At 64.4% G+C, this 20,479-nt stretch carries 24 protein-coding genes; 7 read left to right on the forward strand and 17 right to left on the reverse strand.

Annotation, left to right across the window (positions count from 1 at the left end; genetic code table 11):
* Positions 1 to 80: 80 nt before the first annotated feature.
* The 16 genes from fliP to motA form a co-directional block, all read right to left on the reverse strand.
* A complete protein-coding gene (fliP, locus tag IVB45_RS29715) occupies positions 81 to 821 on the reverse strand; it encodes a flagellar type III secretion system pore protein FliP (protein WP_007595877.1) in 741 nt (246 codons plus the stop codon).
* Positions 818 to 1,261: a flagellar basal body-associated FliL family protein gene (locus tag IVB45_RS29720; protein ID WP_027570483.1), complete on the reverse strand. Its 444-nt coding sequence runs from the start codon at positions 1,259 to 1,261 to the stop codon at positions 818 to 820. Before IVB45_RS29720 ends, fliP begins: the two co-directional genes overlap by 4 nt.
* A 42-nt stretch (positions 1,262 to 1,303) precedes the next feature.
* Entirely contained in the window at positions 1,304 to 1,999 is a 696-nt protein-coding gene (gene flgH / locus IVB45_RS29725; RefSeq protein WP_027570482.1) for a flagellar basal body L-ring protein FlgH, read from the reverse strand.
* Positions 2,000 to 2,758 carry a MotE family protein gene (locus IVB45_RS29730; RefSeq protein ID WP_247287749.1) on the reverse strand — a complete coding sequence of 253 codons (759 nt, stop codon included), beginning with the start codon at positions 2,756 to 2,758 and terminating at the stop codon, positions 2,000 to 2,002.
* A gap of 64 nt (positions 2,759 to 2,822) precedes the next feature.
* Positions 2,823 to 3,953: a flagellar basal body P-ring protein FlgI gene (flgI, locus tag IVB45_RS29735; protein ID WP_247358365.1), complete on the reverse strand. Its 1,131-nt coding sequence runs from the start codon at positions 3,951 to 3,953 to the stop codon at positions 2,823 to 2,825.
* Positions 3,950 to 4,426, reverse strand: a complete 477-nt coding sequence (gene flgA, locus IVB45_RS29740; RefSeq protein ID WP_247358364.1) for a flagellar basal body P-ring formation chaperone FlgA — start codon at positions 4,424 to 4,426, stop codon at positions 3,950 to 3,952. Before flgA ends, flgI begins: the two co-directional genes overlap by 4 nt.
* A 13-nt stretch (positions 4,427 to 4,439) precedes the next feature.
* The gene (gene flgG / locus IVB45_RS29745) at positions 4,440 to 5,228 is read right to left on the reverse strand and encodes a flagellar basal-body rod protein FlgG (RefSeq protein WP_007595892.1); all 789 of its coding nucleotides are present in this window, start codon (positions 5,226 to 5,228) and stop codon (positions 4,440 to 4,442) included.
* 15 nt (positions 5,229 to 5,243) lie between these two features.
* Entirely contained in the window at positions 5,244 to 5,573 is a 330-nt protein-coding gene (locus IVB45_RS29750; RefSeq protein ID WP_027570478.1) for a flagellar hook-basal body complex protein FliE, read from the reverse strand.
* 2 nt (positions 5,574 to 5,575) lie between these two features.
* Positions 5,576 to 5,992: a flagellar basal body rod protein FlgC gene (gene flgC / locus IVB45_RS29755; protein ID WP_085385293.1), complete on the reverse strand. Its 417-nt coding sequence runs from the start codon at positions 5,990 to 5,992 to the stop codon at positions 5,576 to 5,578.
* A gap of 11 nt (positions 5,993 to 6,003) precedes the next feature.
* Positions 6,004 to 6,384, reverse strand: coding sequence for a flagellar basal body rod protein FlgB (gene flgB, locus IVB45_RS29760; RefSeq protein WP_247358363.1), 381 nt, complete (start codon positions 6,382 to 6,384; stop codon positions 6,004 to 6,006).
* 85 nt (positions 6,385 to 6,469) lie between these two features.
* Complete coding sequence (flhB, locus tag IVB45_RS29765) at positions 6,470 to 7,555, reverse strand: flagellar biosynthesis protein FlhB (protein WP_247358362.1); 1,086 nt, start codon at positions 7,553 to 7,555, stop codon at positions 6,470 to 6,472.
* Between the two features lie 13 nt (positions 7,556 to 7,568).
* The gene (locus tag IVB45_RS29770; RefSeq protein ID WP_027570476.1) at positions 7,569 to 8,609 is read right to left on the reverse strand and encodes a flagellar motor switch protein FliG; all 1,041 of its coding nucleotides are present in this window, start codon (positions 8,607 to 8,609) and stop codon (positions 7,569 to 7,571) included.
* 2 nt (positions 8,610 to 8,611) lie between these two features.
* Positions 8,612 to 8,992, reverse strand: coding sequence for a flagellar motor switch protein FliN (gene fliN, locus IVB45_RS29775; protein ID WP_027519864.1), 381 nt, complete (start codon positions 8,990 to 8,992; stop codon positions 8,612 to 8,614).
* Positions 8,993 to 9,068: 76 nt separating this feature from the next.
* Positions 9,069 to 9,383: a hypothetical protein gene (locus IVB45_RS29780; protein WP_018453958.1), complete on the reverse strand. Its 315-nt coding sequence runs from the start codon at positions 9,381 to 9,383 to the stop codon at positions 9,069 to 9,071.
* Entirely contained in the window at positions 9,364 to 10,302 is a 939-nt protein-coding gene (locus IVB45_RS29785; protein ID WP_007613971.1) for a FliM/FliN family flagellar motor switch protein, read from the reverse strand. Before IVB45_RS29785 ends, IVB45_RS29780 begins: the two co-directional genes overlap by 20 nt.
* A complete protein-coding gene (gene motA / locus IVB45_RS29790; RefSeq protein ID WP_007613972.1) occupies positions 10,299 to 11,198 on the reverse strand; it encodes a flagellar motor stator protein MotA in 900 nt (299 codons plus the stop codon). The genes IVB45_RS29785 and motA overlap by 4 nt, the downstream gene beginning before the upstream one ends.
* Positions 11,199 to 11,340: 142 nt before the next feature.
* Here motA and IVB45_RS29795 point away from each other — a divergent pair, with 142 nt between their 5' ends.
* The 3 genes from IVB45_RS29795 to fliI are packed head-to-tail and all read left to right on the forward strand — an operon-like array spanning position 11,341 to position 14,223.
* Complete coding sequence (locus IVB45_RS29795) at positions 11,341 to 12,129, forward strand: DUF1217 domain-containing protein (protein ID WP_247287740.1); 789 nt, start codon at positions 11,341 to 11,343, stop codon at positions 12,127 to 12,129.
* Positions 12,130 to 12,132: 3 nt separating this feature from the next.
* Entirely contained in the window at positions 12,133 to 12,861 is a 729-nt protein-coding gene (gene flgF, locus IVB45_RS29800) for a flagellar basal-body rod protein FlgF (RefSeq protein WP_247287739.1), read from the forward strand.
* 36 nt (positions 12,862 to 12,897) lie between these two features.
* A complete protein-coding gene (fliI, locus tag IVB45_RS29805) occupies positions 12,898 to 14,223 on the forward strand; it encodes a flagellar protein export ATPase FliI (protein WP_247287738.1) in 1,326 nt (441 codons plus the stop codon).
* A gap of 319 nt (positions 14,224 to 14,542) precedes the next feature.
* Here fliI and IVB45_RS29810 read toward each other — a convergent pair whose 3' ends face one another.
* Positions 14,543 to 14,740, reverse strand: a complete 198-nt coding sequence (locus tag IVB45_RS29810; protein ID WP_247358361.1) for a hypothetical protein — start codon at positions 14,738 to 14,740, stop codon at positions 14,543 to 14,545.
* 345 nt (positions 14,741 to 15,085) lie between these two features.
* On the opposite strand from IVB45_RS29810, the gene IVB45_RS29815 reads away from it, so the two are divergent.
* From IVB45_RS29815 to IVB45_RS29830, 4 genes are all read left to right on the forward strand, one after another.
* Positions 15,086 to 15,721, forward strand: coding sequence for a MarR family transcriptional regulator (locus IVB45_RS29815; protein WP_027570472.1), 636 nt, complete (start codon positions 15,086 to 15,088; stop codon positions 15,719 to 15,721).
* Positions 15,722 to 16,747: 1,026 nt separating this feature from the next.
* Positions 16,748 to 17,812: a 2-dehydropantoate 2-reductase gene (locus IVB45_RS29820; protein WP_247358360.1), complete on the forward strand. Its 1,065-nt coding sequence runs from the start codon at positions 16,748 to 16,750 to the stop codon at positions 17,810 to 17,812.
* Positions 17,813 to 18,043: 231 nt separating this feature from the next.
* Positions 18,044 to 18,859 carry a YkgJ family cysteine cluster protein gene (locus IVB45_RS29825; RefSeq protein ID WP_247358359.1) on the forward strand — a complete coding sequence of 272 codons (816 nt, stop codon included), beginning with the start codon at positions 18,044 to 18,046 and terminating at the stop codon, positions 18,857 to 18,859.
* A gap of 102 nt (positions 18,860 to 18,961) precedes the next feature.
* Positions 18,962 to 20,473 carry an ATP-binding protein gene (locus tag IVB45_RS29830; RefSeq protein ID WP_247358358.1) on the forward strand — a complete coding sequence of 504 codons (1,512 nt, stop codon included), beginning with the start codon at positions 18,962 to 18,964 and terminating at the stop codon, positions 20,471 to 20,473.
* The last annotated feature ends 6 nt before the right edge of the window (positions 20,474 to 20,479 follow it).

Here is a 20,479-nt window from a genome sequence, read left to right on the forward strand (position 1 = left end):
TCAAATGGTTAACAGTGCCTATTGCTAACCATAGTCCGGTACTTATCGCTAACCATAACCCCGCCTGGCGCTCACTGCCGTTACGAGAACGAGCGCACCAGCCCGGAGGCAAGCAGATTCCAGCCGTCGATCAGCACGAAGAACAGCATCTTGAACGGCAGTGCGAGGATTGTCGGCGGCATCATCATCATGCCCATCGACATGGTCAGCGTCGCCACGATCATGTCGATGACGAGGAACGGCAGGATGATGAGAAATCCGATCTCGAACGAACGCCTGAGCTCGGAAATCATGAAGGCCGGAATGATGACGCGCATGTCCACGCGCTTGTCGTCGAACTTCCTGCGGAAGCTCTCCGCGGCGAGCGATTCGAAGGTCTGCAGATCCTTGTCGCGAACATGAGCCAGCATGAATTCGCGGAACGGATCGGTGATCTTCAGATAGGCCTCTTCCTCCGAGATCTCGTTCTTCATCAGCGGCTGGATGCCGGTTTCCCAGGCGCGGTCGAAGGTCGGCGCCATCACGTAGAAGGTCATGAACAGCGCGAGGCTGATCAGCACCAGATTGGCCGGCGTGGTCTGAAGTCCGAGACCGGCGCGCAGGAACGACAGCGCCACCGCAAACCGCGTGAAGCTCGTTACCATGATGAGCAGTCCCGGCGCCACGGACAGTACCGTGATCACCGCCATCAACTGGATGATCCGGCCGCTGGTCGAGCCGTTACCCGGCGGCAGCAGCGAATTGAGGTCCGGAATTTGGGCCAGTGCCACTTCGGGCAGCACGACCAGGAGCAACGCAAGCAGCAGGACTCTCAGTTTCACTGAATCACCAACGTCTCAATGATCAATTCGCGGATCTTGCCCGAGGAGCGGATATTGGCGCGTTCGGTCAGGTCGTCGCGCAGGTGCTGAAGCCCGCGCGATCCCTCGAACTGCGCCACCGTCGCCGACCGCAGATAGGTGACGATGTCCTCGCTGATATGGGCCGCCAGGATGCCGGCATCCTCGTCACTCATGCTGTCGGTCACCATGGAGGCTTCGATGCGGGCCCAGTTGTTGGCCGGCGCGCCGAGATTGGTCACGATCGGCGACAGCTTCCTGAGCCGCGCGCTGCCGGCGTAGCTCGAGGCAAGAGGCGGCGGCGTGGCGGTTTTCTTCGCATCGGCGACGCGCTCGGCGGCCGCAAACAGATGCAGGCCGGCAAGCCCGCCCGCGCCGATCGCGATCAGGGTCAGCACCACGATGGCCGCAATCAGGCGCATGATGTCCCCTGCCCTCGTGACGCGGCCCGACGGTCGCGCATCTCAGAACGGTGCCACGGCGTCATAGATCCGATGTCCCCATCCAGGCTGCTGCACGTCCGAGAGATTTCCCCGGCCGCCGTAGGCCACGCGCGCCTCGGCGATCTTCTCGTAGGAGATCGTGTTGGTTCGCGAGATATCGCGTGGACGCACGATGCCGCCGACGTTGAGCACACGCATTTCCGTGTTGACCTTGAACTCCTGCGAGCCGCTGATCATCATATTTCCGTTCGGCAACACGTCGGTTACGATGGCTGCGATCGACAGTTTGATATCCTCTGCGCGGTCGATTTGGCCGTTGCCCTTGATCTGGGTGTTAGTGTTGAGGTTGGCGCTCGTCGAGCCCTTGTCCTGCCATCCCGCGACGTCCATCAGCCAGTCGAGGCCGAACTTGATCTGCGAATCGCGCGAGCGACCAGTCTTGTTGTCGAGCTTGGCCTTGTCCTGCATCGAGATGATCACCGTCACTACGTCGCCGACGCGCCGGGCGCGAGGATCGCGGTAGAGGTCGGTGCCGTCGTCCCAGGTCGAGCGATAGCTGACGGGCGAGTGCATGCGGGGCGTCACGGGAATCGGATCGGCCTGCGTCCTCAGGCCGCTCCCGACCGGCGACAATCGCGGGCCAGTCAGGACCTCGGCCGGATCAGTGACGCATCCCGCAAGCGACAACAGCGACAGGATGAGGATCAGATTCTTCATCTATTTGGTCTTTCCGTCATCCACGCGACGCATCCCGCCGAGCAGATCGGCGAGGTGCGCCGCGCGCCCCGTCTCCATCTCGTTGAAGATTGCGCTCGAGCTCCTCGGGCTGAGCTTTGCGAGCACGGCCGCAGCCGTCTCGTCCGCCATTCCGGCGATCTGGGTTGCGGCGGCGTCCGGCTTCATGCGCGAGTAGATCTCGACGACGCTCGCTTCGGCCTTCTTCAGGAAGTCGTCGCGCAACGCCATCCACTTCTCATATTCAGCGCGTTTGGCCTCGACCTCGGCGATCCGCTCGCGGAGCTGGTTCTCGGCCTTCTCCAGCTCCTTGAGCTGCCAGGCCAGCCTTGCATCGACCGCGGGGTCGGCGACATTGCTGCAGAACAGAGCGACTTCGTTGTCCGCGGTTGCAGCGGCCTGGGGCGGCACCGGCTTCGGCGGCGCCGTGACGCTACCGGGCTTGGCGGGTCGCGGCGCGGCTGTGGGCGCCGGCGCGGGCTTCTCGGAGGCCGGCACGGCACCCGTGGTCGCGGGTCCCGAATCTTCGGCTGCCCACGCCGTCGCCCGCATCGACGCATTGTCGCTCGGGATCGATGAGATCGGCTTCTGCGGGCCAGGCGCGCGGGCGCGCGCGAAGGACAGCAGATTGAGCGGCTTCGACGGCTTGGCCTCATCCAGCGCCAGAACGGGCGAAGCGCTCGCGAGCGCGGAGGCCGCGACCAGGAGGAGGAGTTTGGCTTTATGATCCAGCTTCAACATCGGTCCGCGTGCGATTCTCGGTCGAGAGAGCATTGAGCGACCAAGCTTGCACGGCGCTTACGCGTCATTGCACGATGACATCCGCCTGGAGGGCGCCGGCCGTCTTGATCGCCTGGAGGATCGCGATGATGCCGGATGGTTTCAGGCCGATCTGGTTCAGGCCGCGCACCAGGCGCTGGAGATCGACGCCGCTCAGGATCGCCACCTGCGATCCGGCCTCGTTGGCCTCGACCACGGTCTGGGGCACGACCACCGTCTGCCCTTTCGAGAAGGGTGCCGGTTGCGACACCACGGGAAGCTCGGTGACGCGGACCGTCAGATTGCCGTGCGTCACGGCAACGGTCGATATCCGTACGTCGCGTCCGATCACCACCGTGCCGGTACGCTCGTTGATCACCACCCGCGCCGGCGTGTCCGGCTCGACCGTCAGCTCGCCGATTTCGGCGAGAAAGCGGACCGGGCCGATGTGGCGCGGCTTCGACAGCACGATGGTGCGGTAGTCGCGCTCGAAGGCGATCTGCGCGCGGTAGCGTCCGCCCGCGTAGCGATTGATGGCGTCGAGGATTCGCGTTGCGGTGACGAAGTCGGGGTTCTTGAGCTCCAACACAAGATACTCCATTTCATGGAGACTACCCTGCACCTCGCGCTCGACCAGCGCGCCGTTCGGGATTCGGCCCGCGGTCGGCGTGCCCTGGCTGACGTTCTGGGCCTGGCCTCCGACGCTGTAGCCGGCGACCGTGACCGCGCCTTGCGCCACTGCATAGACCGCGCCGTCCGCCGCGCGCAGCGACGTCATCACCAGGGTGCCGCCGAGCAGGGAGGTCGCATCGCCGAGCGACGACACGGTCACGTCCATGCGCTCGCCGGCACCGATCGAGGGCTGCAGGTCCGCGGTCACCATCACGGCCGCGACGTTGCGCGTGCGCAGCGTCGTCGGACGCGGGGGATTGTTGGTGCTGGTGGTCTCGTTCCTGACATTGATGCCCATGTTCTCGAGCATCGATTGCAGGGACTGCTCCGTGAACGGAGCATTGCGGAGCGTGTCGCCGGTGCCGTTCAGGCCGATGACGAGGCCGTAGCCGACGATCTGGTTTTCGCGCAATCCCTTGATGTCCGCGATGTCCTTGATGCGGACGGCGGCGTGGGCGCTGGCGGCGAAAACGAGCAGGACGAGCGCAAGCAGGACTCTGGTCATGACCCGTCCACGACCTTGACGGTGCCGTCGGGCTGGACGACACCCCTGATGATCACACCCGTATCGGTGTTTCGTATCGGGATGAGCGCGCCGGGCGCGCCCGACTGCATCGCGGCGCCGTAGGTCACGATCGACAGGCCGCTGTCTTCGACCACGACCTTGACCATCGCGCCGCGGGCCACCGTCCAGGGATCCTCCACCGAGTTGGTCGGGATCGGCTGGCCGGGGAGCAGCGCGCGGCGCGCCATGCGGCCGACCAGGACCTGGCGTCCTTCGATGAAAACGGCGACGCCGAGCACGTTCGGCGCAAAGGCGCGCTCGGTGATCATGTCGTCCCGGATCAGCTCGCCGGCGCGGATCGCGACGGCCGGCACGGGAAGCCGCTTCTCCTCGGCCGCCGCGACTCGCGCGAAGACGAGAACCAGCAGCACGGCGGCCAACCCGCGCATGATCGAGCCCATCCTGTTCAACATGGATACACCGGAACTAGCGCATGCCCTTCGAGACCGTCTGGGCCATTTCATCCGAGGCCTGGATGACCTTGGCATTCATTTCGTAGGCGCGCTGGGCGGAGATCAACTCGGTGATTTCCTTGACCGGGTCGACGTTCGAGGCTTCGAGATATTGCTGGTTGATCTTGCCGTAGCCGGAATCGCCGGGCAACCCGACGACCGGCGTGCCGGACGCGGTGGTCTCGCGGTAGAGATTGCTGCCCAGCGGTTCGAGGCCGGCCTCGTTGGCGAAATTGGCGAGATTGAGCTGGCCGATCTGCCTCGGGTTCACTTCCGTATCCAGCTTGGCAAACACCTGTCCGGTCTGGTTGACCGTGACCTGAACCGTTCCCTGCGGCACCGTGATTGCGGGATCCAGCAGATAGCCGTCGGTCGTGACGAGCTGGCTGTTGGCGTTGGTGTTGAACGAGCCCGCGCGGGTATACTGCACCTCGTTATTCGGGCCGAGCACCTGAAACCAGCCGCGGCCGTTGATCGCCATGTCGTAGGGATTGCCGGTCTGCGTGAGCGCGCCCTGGATGTGCAGCTTGCGGATCGCCGCCGACTTGACGCCGAGGCCGAGATTGGCGCCTTCCGGGATCGGCGACGAGCCGCTGGTGTTGGCAACGCCCTGCATGCGGTCCATCTGGTAGAACAGATCGGTGAACTCGGCACGCGCCCGCTTGTACGAGGTCGAGTTGATGTTGGCGATGTTGTTCGCGATGACTTCGATGTTGGTCTGCTGGGCGTTCATGCCCGTGGCCGCGATGGCAAGCGATTTCACAGCGTCACTCCTTGATCAGATCGACATCCGAACGACTTCTTGGTAGGCCTGCACGACCTTGTCGCGAACTGCGACCGCCGTCTGCAAAGCCTGTTCGGCCGACATCAGCGCCTCCACAACGCGCCGCGTCGATTCCTTGCCCTGCATCGCCGAGATCGAGGCCGCCTCGCCCGCCTTCAGTGTCCCGATCGCGTCCGTCGTCACCTGCTTCATGACAGATTCGAATCCGACGTCGGCGCCGGACTGGATCGCGGGTGTCGCCGTCGACGAGATGGCCTGCGCCTCGGTCGCGCGGCTCGCCGCTTGCCCGGCCGAAATCGCTGTGGATGAAATTGCTTCAAGCATTGTCAGCTCCTCAGCAGGTCGATGGTCATGCCCAGCATCGACCTCACCTGTTTCACGACCTGCAGATTGGCTTCATAGGACCGGTTGACTTCCCGCATGTCCGCCATCTCGATCATCATGTTGACGTTCGGCAGCTTGACGTAGCCGGCCTTGTCGGCGGCGGGATGCCCCGGCTCGTACTCCACGCGGTACGGCGTGGTGTCGACGCCGATTTCCTTGACCTTCGCCAGCTGAGCGCCCGAGGCGCGGTCCATCGCGGCATCGAAGGTGATCGTCTTGCGTTGATAGGGATCGGCGCCGGCGGAGCGCCCCGTCGACGTCGCGTTGGCGAGATTCTCCGAGACGATGCGCATGCGCGTCGACTGCGCTTCGAGCCCGGAGCTCGCGACCGTCAACGAGGATTGCAGTGAGTCCAGCATGTCAGTTCACCTCAGGTCTTCGCGCTCGACAGCAGCATGCGGTGAAACGACCGCACGACCGCCGAGTTCATCGAGTAGTCGCGACTGACGTCGCTGCCCTTGATCATTTCCCGCTCGAGACTGACGGAGTTGCCGGAGTGAACCACGTCCCAGCTGTCCTTCTTCGCGGTCGCCCGGGTGTCGCTCTCGGCAGCAGAGAGTTGCATGTGCGACGGCGACGTGGTCGCCAGTCTCACCGGCGTGCTGTCGAGCACCTTGTTGAAGGGCTCGACGTCGCGCGCCTTGAAGCCCGGCGTGTTGGCGTTAGCGACGTTGGTGGCGATCGTCGATTGGCGGAGCTCGAGGTATCGCGCCTGCGACGATGCGAGTTCGAAGAGATAGAGCGGTCCCACGGCAGCACCATTCTGGTTCAGACGGGGTAACCTTAGGGTCGCAAGCTTTCGTCAGGCTGATGGAATAGACGCCGTCCTCGGAATTCTACTGGACCTTCTCGGACCGCGGCGCCTGCTTGGACTGCAGGAAGTAGATGATCTCGGCGACCGGCCGGAAGAACTCCGCCGGAATCACTTGGTCGACCTGAACCGCCTCGTAGAGCGCGCGCGCCAGCGCCTTGTTCTCAATCACCGGAATCCGGTTCTGCTCGGCGACTTCGCGGATCTTCAGCGCAATCACGTCCATGCCCTTCGCCACGACGATCGGCGCCGGATTTTCCTCGCGATTGTAGCGTAGCGCGATCGCGAAGTGCGTCGGGTTCGCAATCACCAGCGTCGCCCGCGATGCGGAGGCGATCATGCGCTGGCGCGAGCGGTCGCGCGCAAGCGAGCGCAGGCGCGCCTTGATCAGCGGATCGCCTTCGGCCTGCTTGTGCTCGTCCTTGATCTCCTGCCGCGTCATGCGCAGCTCGCGCCGCCAGTGGAAGCGCGCCCATGCGAGATCGACCGCTACCAGGACGATGGTCGCGATGCAGATCGCCGAGACGATTCGCATGGCGATGTTGAGAATCATCTCCGGCAGCGCGACCGGGTCGGTGTACATCGCCTCGAACGCCTTCGCTTCCGACGAGCGCAGCACGAACGCGACGACGACGGTGACCGCGGCGAGCTTGAACAGCGACTTGGCGAACTCGACGAGGCCCTGCGATCCAAACAGCCGGCTCCAGCCGCTGAGCGGAGAGATTCGCGACAGGTCCGGCGTGATGCGCTGGAGCACCAGGCTGGGAGCATTTTGCAACAGCGAGGCTGCGAGCCCGAACGCCGACAGGGTGACGACCAGCGGCGTCAGGAACCGCAGTGCCTGAAGCCCGACCACGATGAGCAGATTCTGGGCGTCGGCCCCGGTGCTGAGAGGGAAGCCGTCGGGATCATCGAGAAAGCCCGTCAGCATCGGCGTCAATTGCTGAACGCCCTGGCCGATCAGGAACGCCTGGATCACCATCAGCGCAGCCATCGAGGCGAAGATGGAAGCCTCCCGAGAGACCGGGATTTTGCCCTGTTCGAGCGCATCGCGGACTTTTTTCTCGGTCGGCTCTTCTGTCTTGCTCTCCTGATCGGTTGTTTCTGCCATGCCCGTTCAGCGGTCAGCGGAAGACCAGCTCATCCTCCTGCTCGGGGTTGAGCTCGATTTCGCCCTTTTCCGCGAGGTCGAGCGCGAGGTCGGTGATCACGCGCCGCGCCTCCAGCACGTCGCGCTGGTTCGACGGCTCGCCGATGGCGAGTTCGTGCTCGACGACCCGGCGGACGCGCGAGGCGACCGAGGACAGGATCATCTCGCGGAAGTGCTTGTCGGTGCCCTTCAGCGCGATGACGATGCGATCGGTCGGCACCTGGTCGAAGATCATGGTGCGCGCCTTCGGCGTCAGGTTGGTGACGTCGTCGAAGGTGAAGAGCAGCTCCTTCAGCACTTCGGCCGACTTCGGCCGCTTCTCCGACAGGCTCTTGAGCATGTCCTCGATGTGTCCGCGCTCCATCTTGTTGATGATGTCGGCGACGCGGGCATAGGTGTCCGCGCCGAGGTTGCGGGCGAAGTTCAGCGTCAGATCCTCATGCAGCGTCTTCTCGAGGACCCTCATGGCGTCGTCGACGATCGGCTTGAGGCTGAGCACGCGCCGCATCAGCTCGTTGCGCAGGCTCGACGGCAGCTGGCTCATGACCTTGGCGGCGCAGGACGGCTTGACCTTGGACAGGATGAGCGCCGCGGTCTGCGGATGCTCCTTGGACAGGTAGCTTGCCAGCGAGTTCTCCGACACCGACGAGACGCGATCCCACACGGACCGGCTCGAATTGCCCAGCAGGTCCGACATGATGGCCGAGACCTGGTCGGCCGGAAGCACGTCGCCGAGCACGGCTTCCAGGCCACCGAGGGTGCCGAGAATGTTGGCGCCCATCGAGAATTGCTGGGCGAACTCCTCGACGATCGCTTCGAGTTCCTGCGCCGTGATCGGCCGCAGCTCGGCCGCGGCCTTTGTAACGGTGCGGATATCCTGCGGCTCGAACTGCGCGAGTACGCTCGCGGCCGCCTGCCGACCCATGGCGAGCAGGAGTGCCGCGACCTTCTCCGTTCCGCCCAGCGTGGCGACGCCTCGCTGCTTGATGGGAGCCATGCCGACCTGTGCCGCCATGGTCAGGTATCACCCTGCCCCAACGGGCCGACAATCTCGGTGAGCGAGACGCCGAAGCGGGAATTGTCTTCTTCGACCACGACCACCTCGCCGCGGGCGACGACGCGGCCGTTGACCACGACGTCGACGGGTTCGCCGACCCTGTGGTCGAGCGGAACCACCGCGCCGCGGCCGAGCTTCATCAAATTTGCCACCGGAATGGTCGCCGATCCCAGCACCACCTGCATGGTCACGGGAATGCGCAGGATGGCATCGACATTGGCGAACTTGCCGGTCTCCTCCGCGGTGCGCGCGGCAATCTCCGCCAACCGCTCCAGCGGAGATGTTTCGGTATGCCCCTCGTCGGCCGCCGATGCTGACTCATAGTCGAAGGATTGCGCCATCTGGTATCGCCTCTTGGTATTTCCGCTCCCGGAGCGCCGTGACGTTCCGATCGTATTTATTCCGCCGGCTTCGGCTTCAATGCTTGTTCACGTCGGCGCCGCCTGCGGTCGCCGCGGATGCCAGCCCGCTCCTGGCATCAAGCGCCGCGATCGCCTCGTGGGCCTGATCGATCTTCGTGCTCAGCACGTTGGCGAGCCGTCCGAGATTTGCGGTGGAATCATGCGCCGCGGTGATGACCGTGTCGAAGGCGCCCGCCGTCTCCTGGACGATGGTCGAGAACTCGCCCTGGTAGCTGCGCAACCGCGCCAGCTCGCGATGCATCCGGGTCACCCGCATGCTGGTGAAGGCGAGCGCGATCAGCAGCACGGCATCAACGAGATAGGATATCATCGACGAACTCCCGTTTCTGATCGACGGGATCTGCCACCTGCATGGCGTAATAGCCGTCAAGCTGGCCGATCTGACACCAGAACAGCACCTGGTTGTTGCTCTCGAGTCGAGCCAGCGTGCGTGGCGTGGCTTCGAGCTCGAGCACCTGGCCGACCTGGAACTTCACGACGTCGCCGAGCGAAATCATCTTTTCGTCCAGCACGGCGCTCAGCGTCACCTCGGTGCGGTGAACCTCCGTCTCCATCTGCTCGCGCCAGCGCGGATCGGCCGCGCGGCCGTCGCTCACGACCACGGTCGCGAGCTTCTGCCTGAGCGGGTTGAGCGCGGAGTGCGGAATGATGAGGAACATCTGGCCGCCGCGGTAGAGTGCCTGCAGCATGATGTTTGCGCAGATCGACATGTTGCCGCTCCGCCCGATCGCCAGCGATGCCATGGCGGTTTCGACCCGCTCGACGCGGAAAGTGACGTTGGAGGTGCCGGCGAAGGCGGATTGCAGCGCCTTGGCGAACCGCTCGAACAGCGCTTGGACCAGGCGGATCTCGATGTTCGAGAAGCTGCGCTCGACGTCGAGCGGCGGTTCGGCGCCGTCGGAGCCGAACATCGCCTCGACCATCGTGAACACGAAGTCGCGGTCGAGCATGATGATGATGCGGGAGTCCCACTGCTCGGCATAGAGCACGGCCGCAACCGCATTGGCCTCGTAGTCCTTGATGATATCGCCGACACGGTCGTTGGTGATGCCGTTGACCGAGAAATAGCATGGCGTTCCAGCCATCGGCTGCAGGCTGTCCGTGCACGATGCCGCCATGCGATCGAAGATCACATTGAGCATCGGCATGCGTTCGATCGAGATGCCGGCGGCGTCCAGCAGATAGTTCGGCAGCGGCTTGCGCTGATCGACGTCGAGGGCTTCCATCATGATGCGCGCGCAGCCTTCGGTTCAACCTCGGTCACGACCGCCTTGGGTCCCGCGATCGTCTCGTTCTCGACAACGTCGATCGAGGGCCGCTCGGGGCTCGCGATCATCTTGCGGCCGTGCTCGACGGCGATCTGCGGCATGGCGCCGTTCATGAACGCCAGCAGCGTCTGCTTGACGATGATGTAGGGCCGGCAACGCTTTTCGCGCGTCATCTTCACCTTCATCGCGAAGGGCGAAATGATGCCGTAGGACAGGAAAATGCCGGCGAAGGTGCCGACGAGGGCGGCGCCGATGAAGCCGCCCAGCAGCTTCGGCGACTGGTCGAGCGCGCCCATGGCCTTGATGACGCCGAGCACCGCAGCGACGATGCCGAGCGCAGGCAGAGCTTCCGAGACCACCACGAGCGCGTGGTAGGGCGCCAGCTTACTCTTCACGATGGTGTGGATCTCCTCGTCCATCAGCGCTTCGATCTCGTGCGTTCGCGCGTTACCCATGATGATGAGGCGGACGTAGTCGCAGATGAACTGGAGCAGCGACGGATCTCCGAGCACGCTCGGGAACGCCTTGAATATCTCGGAGGACGCGGGATCGTCGATATGCGCCTCGACCTCGTTGCGGCCCTTGCCCCGCAGTTCCCGCATCAGCGCGTGGAGCGCACCGAGCAGATCGAGATAGTAGCGCTGACCGGGCACCGCCCCCGTCACTGCCTGCACGCAGGCAAGCCCGGTATCCGCGACCGTCTTCCAGGGATTGGCCATGATAAAGGTGCCGGCCGCGGTGCCCATGATGATCACGAACTCCCAAGGCTGCATCAGCACGCCCAGATGCCCGCCCATGGCGGCAAATCCGCCCAGCAGTGCCGCTACCGTGATGACGATCCCCACGAAACTGCCCAACGCGCCGCTCCATCACCGATCCCATCGGGAATATCTAGTCGGCGAGCCTTGCGCGAGGCTGGCTTCCCCCTCGCCAGCCTCGCGCAAGCGATTCACGGCAGCTTGGGACGACGTCGCGAAAGCGGCCAGAGGGGCGCGGGTCATGCTATCCACCATCGCGGACTACACCAGACTGACCAAGGACATGGGCAAGTCGCTGACACAGGTCGCGACGCAGCCGGACGTCAGCCGCGACACCGATTACTTCCTCAGCCACATCGGCAACGTGAAGACCATCGACGACTTCCTGAAGGACTATCGCCTCTATTCCTACGCGATGAAGGCATATGGCCTCAGCGACATGACCTACGCCAAGGCGTTCATGCGCAAGGTGCTGACCGAGGGTATCGCCGACAACAAGACCTTCGCCAACAAGCTGACCGACATCCGCTACCGGCAATTCGCCGCCGCTTTCAATTTCGCCGCCCTCGGCGACAAGGCGACCCAAACCGCCGCGGCCACGACCGGCACGGCGACCCAATACGTCACGCAGACGATGGAGGAGAAGGCCGGCGACCAGAACGAGGGCCTGCGGCTGGCGCTCTATTTCACGCGCAAGGCTTCCACGATCACCAATTCCTACCAGATCCTCGCGGACAAGGCGATGACGCAAGTGGTCCAGACGGCGCTCGGCCTGCCGTCGACGATCAGCTCGGCTGATATCGATGCCCAGGCCAAGATGATCACGAGCAAGATCAAGCTCACCGATTTCCAGGATCCGGCCAAGGTCACCAAATTCGTGCAGCGCTTCGCGGCGATGTGGGATGCGACCCGGGCCCAGAGCGAGACCTCGACCAACCCGGCGCTGGTCCTGATCGGCGGCGCCACGACGTCGATTGGCATGGATACCAACGTGCTCACGACACTTCAGAACATCAAGTTCAACAGGTAAGTCATGCAATCGGCCCTCTATGTAGGATTGTCGGCGCAGGTCGCCCTCGAAAAGCGCCTCCAGACGATCGCCAACAACGTCGCCAACGTCAACACGGCGGCGTTCCGCACCGACGTGGTGAAGTTCGAGACGGTGTTGTCCAAGGCGGGCGTGAACCCGGTCGCCTTCTCCTCGCCCGGCGACAACATCATCTCGCGCGAGATGGGCAGCATCACCGAGAGCGGCAACCCGCTCGATGTCGCCGTGGTCGGACAGGGCTGGATCGCCTTCGCCGGTCCGAACGGCACGGTCTATACGCGCGACGGTCGACTCCAGATCGCCGCCAACGGCGACCTTCAGACCGTCTCCGGCTTCCCCGTCATCGATTCCGGTGGCGCGCAAATCACCCTCGATCCGAACGGCGGACCGGTCTCGATCGCGCGCAGCGGCGCGATCACCCAGGACAACAACGAGATCGGCACCATCGGCCTGTTCAACATTCCCGCCGACGCCAATCTCGACCGCTACGGCAATTCGGGCGTCACGCCCAACCGGCCTGCGACCGCCATCGCCGACTTCTCCCGCGACGGCTTCAAGCAGGGCTATGTCGAGGGCTCGGGCGCCAATCCGATGATGGAATTGACGAAGCTGATCGCGGCCTCGCGCGCCTTCGACGGCACCAATTCAATGATCGAGGGCACTGAGAGCTCGCTCCAGAACGCAATCCGGACGCTGGGCGAACCCGGCAAATAGACTGCGCCCCGCGCGCAATGAGGTTGGACGGTTTCCTTGAACGCTCTTCGGCAACTTGAGTGGGCGCTGCTGGAGCTTCAGCAGAGCACTCCCCTGGCAAGCGTCAGCGGCGCGATCTCCGAGATCGCGTCGACGCATTTCCGTGTCTCCGGCCTGTCGCGCTTCGTCAGGCTCGGCGAACTGATCGGCGTCAACTCCGGCGGCAAGCCCCAGATCGGCGAGGTGGTGCGGATCGACAGCGAGGGCATCATCGCCAAGCCGTTCGACCGGCAGTTCGCCGGCGGCCTCGGCTCGGTCGCCTACCGGATGCCTCCTTTGTCCTTCGCACCCGATCCGAGCTGGAAGGGCCGCGTCATCAACGCGCTCGGGGCGCCGCTGGACGGACAGGGCCCTCTCACCCCCGGGTCGCGTCCGGTCTCGGCCGAGGCGGAGGCGCCTTCGGCCATGAAGCGCGCGCGGGTCCACAAGCCGCTGCGCACCGGCGTACGCGTCATCGATTTGTTCGCCCCGATCTGCGCCGGCCAGCGCGTCGGCATCTTTGCCGGCTCCGGTGTCGGTAAATCGACGCTGCTTGCGATGCTCGCCCGCAGCCAGGGTTTTGACACCGTCGTGCTGGCCCTGGTGGGCGAGCGCGGCCGCGAGGTGCGCGAGTTCATCGAGGACGTGCTGGGCGCCGACCGTCACCGCGCCGTCACGATCGTGTCGACGGGCGACGAGAGCCCGATGATGCGGCGACTGGCGCCGAAGACGGCCATGGCGGTCGCCGAATATTTCCGAGACCGGGGCGAATCGGTCCTGCTCATGGTCGATTCGATCACCCGGTTCGCCCACGCCGCCCGTGAAGTCGCGCTCGCCGCAGGTGAGCCCGCAGTCGCGCGCGGCTACGCACCCACCGTCTTCACCGATCTGCCGCGCCTTCTGGAGCGCGCCGGACCCGGCGACGAGGGGTCCGGGACGATCACCGGGATTTTCTCCGTGCTGGTGGACGGCGACGATCACAACGAGCCGATCGCCGATACCATCCGCAGCACACTTGATGGGCACATCGTGCTCTCCAGGCACATCGCCGACCAGGCACGTTACCCGGCGGTGGACGTTCTGGGTTCGGTCTCCCGTCTCGCCCATAACGTCTGGGACCCCGAAGAGCGCGAATTGGTGAGCAAGCTGCGCGCCATGATCGCCAAATACGAGGACACGCGCGACCTTCGCCTGATGGGCGGATACCAGGCGGGACGTGATTCGGGGCTCGACCAGGCGGTCGACATGGTCCCGAGAATCTATGGCGCGATGCGGCAGGACGCTTCGGCTCCGCCAAGCGCCGATCCGTTCCGCGAGCTGCGGGACATGCTCAAGGGCGACTAGCAAGTCTCAGCTTGAGTCGGGGCGCGAGGCGCCCGCGATCGCACCTTGCTCGTTGTTTTCGACAGGCGATTGCGCATGCCGCCACGCTTCCAGCGCATGCACATGCACGCCCGTCTCCGGTTTCAGCCGTGATCGCCTCCACCGTTCGGGTGAGGGAAATCGTGCAGCCGCGCCGAATGCGACTGAACCGGCGACTTCTCGATCCGACCCGGACAACCGCCGCATGTAATTCCTGTGAGTTCCCTCGGACGGTTCTTGGCAGAACGCACAAGTTGTGGATGACATGCCGACGCACATCGTCGTCATGCACAAGCTTCGGTCAACTTGCATCAACGACAGCCAACAACGTGCCGTGCAATAAAACCGTCGCATAGTTGCGTGCATGTTGCTCGTGGGACAGCGTATTGCGTTCACCATCATGTGTCCCGAAGAGCGAGATTGTCTTGAACGTTACATTCGCCTGCGACGACATCCTGTCTGCGAGATGGTCTCTACTTGATTTTGTTGAGAAGGTCATTCATCGTTTCGTCGGAAGATAAGAAACGTCTGCGTGTGACTTGAACCTTAGGGGCTTCGGTTGAACTACTCCGATCCATCGTCTGCTGGCGACGGCTATTCGGGCTCCCGTACGACAACGCCGCGAATGGCATACCATCAGCAACACCGCTTACCGTGCCATAGCTTGCAGTGCCCATTGGTCCAGGTCGGGGGCCGGGCAGTCCGTGCTTTCACGCGAGAGAAGAGCACGGTGCATGTGTCGAACATTGCCGGTAGTACGGCTTCTCGCAAACGGCTCATTCGCGACGGCGGAAGGCGGCTCGGGGGCGCCGCAAACGTGACTCCCGGGGCAAGGTAGGAATTCATGCCATTGGCAAGAGAAGCCGTGGAGCTGCTGGTTCAGGCAGCGAGGGCTTGGTATTTCGAAGGCGATCAGCATGGGTTGCGCGATCGGGAATGGATGGCGCTGCGCTTTCTCGGCCGCGCCAACAGGTTTTCGCGCACGCCGTCCGCGCTCGCCGGCTTCATCGGCGCAACCAGGGCAACTGCATCGCAGATCGTGAAGACGCTGGAGAGCAAGAGCTTCCTGGTGCGAAAACCGTCGCACGAAGACAAGCGTTCTGTCGTGCTGCACGTCACCGCACAGGGCGAGAAGTGCCTGAGCCAGCACGATCCGATCAATCACGTGCTGAACGCGGTCACGGCGCTCGGACCCGACGAGTGCGTCAGGCTGCGCGATTCGCTGCGCGACATCCTCAATCACCTCGACGCAGCACATCAGCGGCTCGATGCCAGCGTCTGCCGGGACTGCATGTTTCTTGCCGAACGCGGGCCGGGTACCGGCAAGGGACGCGCAACGGCGGAATTCATGTGCCGTTTGTATCGCGCCCCGGTCTCGCTCGAGGAGACCGAACTGCTCTGCACCAGTTTCGAGCGCACCCGCGACCGCCCCAAGATCGAGGAGCATCTCGACCGCGCGCGCATGGCGAACCAGGGGTGAGGCACGCGAGCGTTGCTGCGCAGAGCTGCGACCCAGCGGCGACATGGCGTAATGCGGCGACAGACTGGATTGCTTCGCTGCGCTCGCAATGACGGAGTATGAGGCGGTAGCCGCACTCTTCCAGCTCGCATTTTGAATTGCAGACACAGCTTCGCATCCTCGCGGCGCGATTCGCCCGAGTTTTGCTTCGTCACTCCACCCTCTTGTCCAAGAGGGCGCAGGGAAGGCCGGGTGCCGGCTGGCACCCGCGGTCCGCTGCGCGAAGATGTAGCGCAAGGAAACCGCACAGCAGCATACAGGTGTAGCCAATCACTCGGCCTTCCCTGCGCGATGGTTGGACGGCTTATGCCGTGCTCTCCCGGGAGCCGAGTTCCTGCTGGCCTCCCTCGCTCTCACAGAAGTCGTCGACACCGCGCCGGTTGACGCAGATGCCGCATCCGCAAGAGCTTGACCGTAGCAACGACGGCCAGGACCACACGGTTTTGCCGTACGCACGGCCCGCCATTTCGCCGCAGTTTTCCCAGCCCTGTCGACAAAGCCGGAAACTTACAGATGAGACGAAGCCTAGCAGCGCCGCTCGTCGGAACGAAGCCTTGGGCTCACGGAGAGCAATCCGCCCTGCCCTTAGCCTCTCGCACCCGAACGCTGCCGCGTCCACCGCAAGCCCGGCTCGCGAACGTGACGACCACAAGATCGCCCCTCAAGGATAAGCCGGGATGCGCGACACATACGCCATTTCCGAATTTCGGTAAAGTAGAATATTTTCGCGAAGATAGATTGACAGAGGGCGACACAGAGGAGGTCCCGTAGCCCGGATGGAGTGCAAGCGTAATCCGGGAAGGTACCGAACGCTGGGCCGAGCAGCCCCGGATGCACTCCGCCCGATCCCGCCATGTCATATTCGCCCGGCCCTTGTATCCATTATCCCAGTTGCCATCCTCACGCACTTTGCCTTACATGCCCGCCAAACTCGGCCGCGGATGACGGCCGGGGCTCAAAAATCACAAATTGGCAAAGGGACGAGGCATGGCGCGTAACATCCTGATTCTCGGGGCTTCCTACGGCTCCCTGCTGGGCACGAAGCTGCTGATGGCGGGACACAACGTGACCTTGGTCTGCCGCGCCAAGACCGCGGAGCTGATCAACCGCGAGGGGACCGAGGTGCGCATCAAGTTGCGTGACGAGGCGGTTCACCGCGCCATCTTCTCGCGCGACCTGCCCGGCAAGCTCGACGCCGTGACACCCGCCAATGTGGAGTTGTCGCGCTACGACATGGTCGGCCTTGCGATGCAGGAGCCGCAATACACCAACCACACGGTGCGCGTTCTCATGGTCAGGATCGCCGCGGCGAAGCTGCCGTGCCTGTCGATCATGAACATGCCGCCGCTGCCCTATCTGAAACGGATTCCCTCGCTCGCAGACATGGATCTCGAGGAGGCCTACACCAACGCGCAGGTGTGGGAGCGCTTCGAGCCGGGGCTCGTAACCCTGTGCTCGCCCGACCCGCAGGCGTTCCGTCCGCCGGAAGAGGCTGCGAACGTGCTTCACGTCGGTCTGCCCACAAATTTCAAAGCATCCGTGTTCGCCGACGAGAAGCACAACAAGGTGCTGCGCGAGCTCGAAGCCGACATCGATGCGGTGACCCTCGACGGCCACGACGTGCCGGTGAAGCTGAAAGTGTTCGATTCTCTGTTCGTGCCGCTGGCGAAATGGTCGATGCTGCTGACCGGCAACTACCGCTGCATCACGCCACACGAGCCGCAGTCGATCCGCGACGCCGTGCACGGTGATCTCGCGCGCTCGCAGACGATCTACGAGCATGTCGACGCCATCGCCCGGCGTCTGGGCGCCGATCCGCAGGATCAGGTGCCGTTCGCGAAATATGCCAAGGCCGCCGAGAGCCTGCTGAAGCCGTCATCGGCCGCACGCGCGGTGGCCGGCGGCGCGCCCTTCATCGAGCGCGTCGATCTGCTGGTCAAGCTGATCTCGCATCAGCTCGGCGCGCCCAATGCAGAGATCGACCGCACGGTCGAGACCGTGGACCTGAAGCTCAACGAGAAGATCGTGCAGGGCGGATCGGGCGCGCTGTAACACCATCGGCGCGGCAGGCCTTGCTGCCCGGAATTGCCACATCGATCGCGATCAGGCGCAATTCGGACCGTCCCCGGGACGCCACCGATTTGCGCAAACATCGCATCCATGCGAGTTCTAGCCATGCGAGTTGCCGAATTATCCGCCGCGCGACGGGCCGGCAGGCGGTTCCGCAGGTTCCCGACCGGCGCGCAATCGTCAGATGGAAGGCAGAAGAACAAGTAGTCGAAGATGGATCAGGCGACGTTGCAGGTCGTTCGCGCCGTGGAAGCCGGCGCAACGACGATAAAGGGCGTCATTGACGCGACCGGCTTGTCCCGCCTCAAGATCGAGCGCGCATTGAACGCACTCGAGAAACAGCGGCTGCTCGTTCGCGATAGCCAGGGGTTCAGGGCAGCCGGTCGAACTGCGCCGCCGCCCACCCGGCAATGCGGCTCGTGCAATGCCTGCTGCGACATCCTCGAAGTGGCCGGCGTCGACAAGCCGGTAAACCAGCTGTGCAAGCATTGGCAGACAGGCACCGGGTGCACCATCTACGAGCGCCGTCCCCAGATGTGCCGTTCATTCGTCTGCGCCTGGCTGCAAGGCCATCTCGACGAGGACTGGTTTCCGGCGAAGTCGGGCATCATCGTGCATTTCAGCCAGGACGCCGTGAACGTGACGGTCGATGACCATTGCCCCGACCGCTGGCGCGAGGAGCCCTATTTGAGCAAGCTCGCCGAATGGTCGCTGAACGGCATCAAGCGAATCGGAAATCGCGGCTACGCGACGCTCGTCGTCTCCGGCGCCGACCGGTTCCTGCTGCTCGGGCGCACCGTCGTTCCCGAGCCGACGCTGTTCGGCACCGCGTTCCTGCCGCTCACCGCCGACACCTTCCGATTCTGGCGGGCGAAATCCCCGGAGCATTTGCAGCGGCTGCACGAGCGCATCGCCGAAATCGAGCGGATCAGGCAGGAATTCGGCTCCTGCGCCATTCCCTCGAATGAGGACGACGATCCACAAGCCCCCTATCGGCCCGCACTTCTACGTTTGTCGCGTCACGCCTGAACTTCGCCGTGGGCAACGGACCATGATTTCCGCCGTGGCGCTCGACGCGCCGCGGCCGGGTTGATAAGCCCCTGTCCGCGAATGATGGGACTTGAGTCGGGCATGACGGTTGCGATCGAGATGGGGCAGACCACGGCGGGCGCCGCGGCGGCCATGGACCTCGAGGAACTGCTGGCGACCCGCCTCCTGGTGCAGGGCAATTCGGGCTCCGGAAAATCACATCTGCTGCGGCGGTTGCTGGAGCAGAGCGCGCCCTGGGTGCAGCAGGCCATCATCGATCCCGAAGGCGATTTCGTCTCGCTGGCGGAACATTTCGGCCATCTCGTGATCGAGGCCGAGGATCACACCGAACGCGGCCTTCAGGTTGCCGGCGAGCGCGCGCGGCTGCATCGCGTCTCCACCGTGCTCAATCTCGAAGGGCTCGACGCCGAGAACCAGATGCGCCGCGCCGCGGCCTTCCTTGGCGGACTCTTCGACGTCGGGCGCGACTATTGGTACCCGATGCTGGTGGTGGTCGACGAGGCGCAGCTGTTTGCGCCTGCGGTCGCGGGCGAAGTCTCTGACGAAGCGCGGAAGCTTTCGCTCGGCGCGATGACCAATCTGATGTGCCGCGGCCGCAAGCGCGGGCTTGCCGGGATCATCGCGACCCAGCGGCTGGCGAAGCTCGCCAAGAACGTCGCGGCCGAAGCGTCGAACTTCCTGATGGGCCGCACCTTCCTCGACATCGACATGGCGCGCGCCGCCGACCTGCTCGGCATGGAGCGGCGGCAGGCCGAATCCTTTCGCGATCTCGAACGCGGACAATTCATGGCGCTCGGCCCCGCGCTGTCGCGACGCCCCCTGCGTTTGAACATCGGCGCGACCGAAACCCAGCCGCGCAATTCCACGCCGCGGCTGATGCCGATGCCCGAAGCCGCACTCGAGAATATGCGCGCCGTGATCCTGGCCGCGCCGCCCCCCGATGCCAGCCGACCGCAGCGCCGGCCCGCGCCCGATCTGCTCGAGCAGCTCCGCGCCGCGAAGGCTGCGGCACCGGAGATCGGCCCCGACATGATCGAGGTCCCGGTCAGTGCCGAGGAGCTCGCCGAGCGGCGCGAGCGCGTGGATCGGACCCTTCGTGCCGTACTCGCCGCACCCGATGCCGGTTTCCGCGCGGTCGGCGTGCTCTACCAGGAGTTCGTGGTCCGCTGCCGCATCGAGGGCCTCGGCTCGGCGGTGCCCGACCTCACCGAATTCCGCCGCATGCTGACACGCGCACGCGCCGGGCTCGGCGCCGAGCATGCCGAGGACGACGCCTGGCAGGATGTGTCGCTCCGCGCCTCGATCCTTCCCGAGGACATGCAGGGCGTGTTCATGATGATCGCGCGCGCGGCGAAAGAAGGCTGGCCGTGTCCAGGTGACGCCGCGATCGCCCGCGCCTACGGCTCGCATTCGCTGCGCCGGGCGCAGCGCCTGCTCGGCTACATGGAAGAGCAGGGCCTGATCGTCTGCCAGCTCGACGGCGCCGGCCGCAGGTTCGTGACGCTGGTGGAACTGGCCTGGGCCACCGCGCCGGGCGATCCCAATGCCGACGATCTACCGGCGGAGCAGGTCGCGAGCGCGGCGTCGGCTTGAGCCAGC

It is taken from the genome of Bradyrhizobium sp. 4 (genome assembly GCF_023100905.1).
In the GTDB taxonomy this organism is placed as follows: domain Bacteria; phylum Pseudomonadota; class Alphaproteobacteria; order Rhizobiales; family Xanthobacteraceae; genus Bradyrhizobium.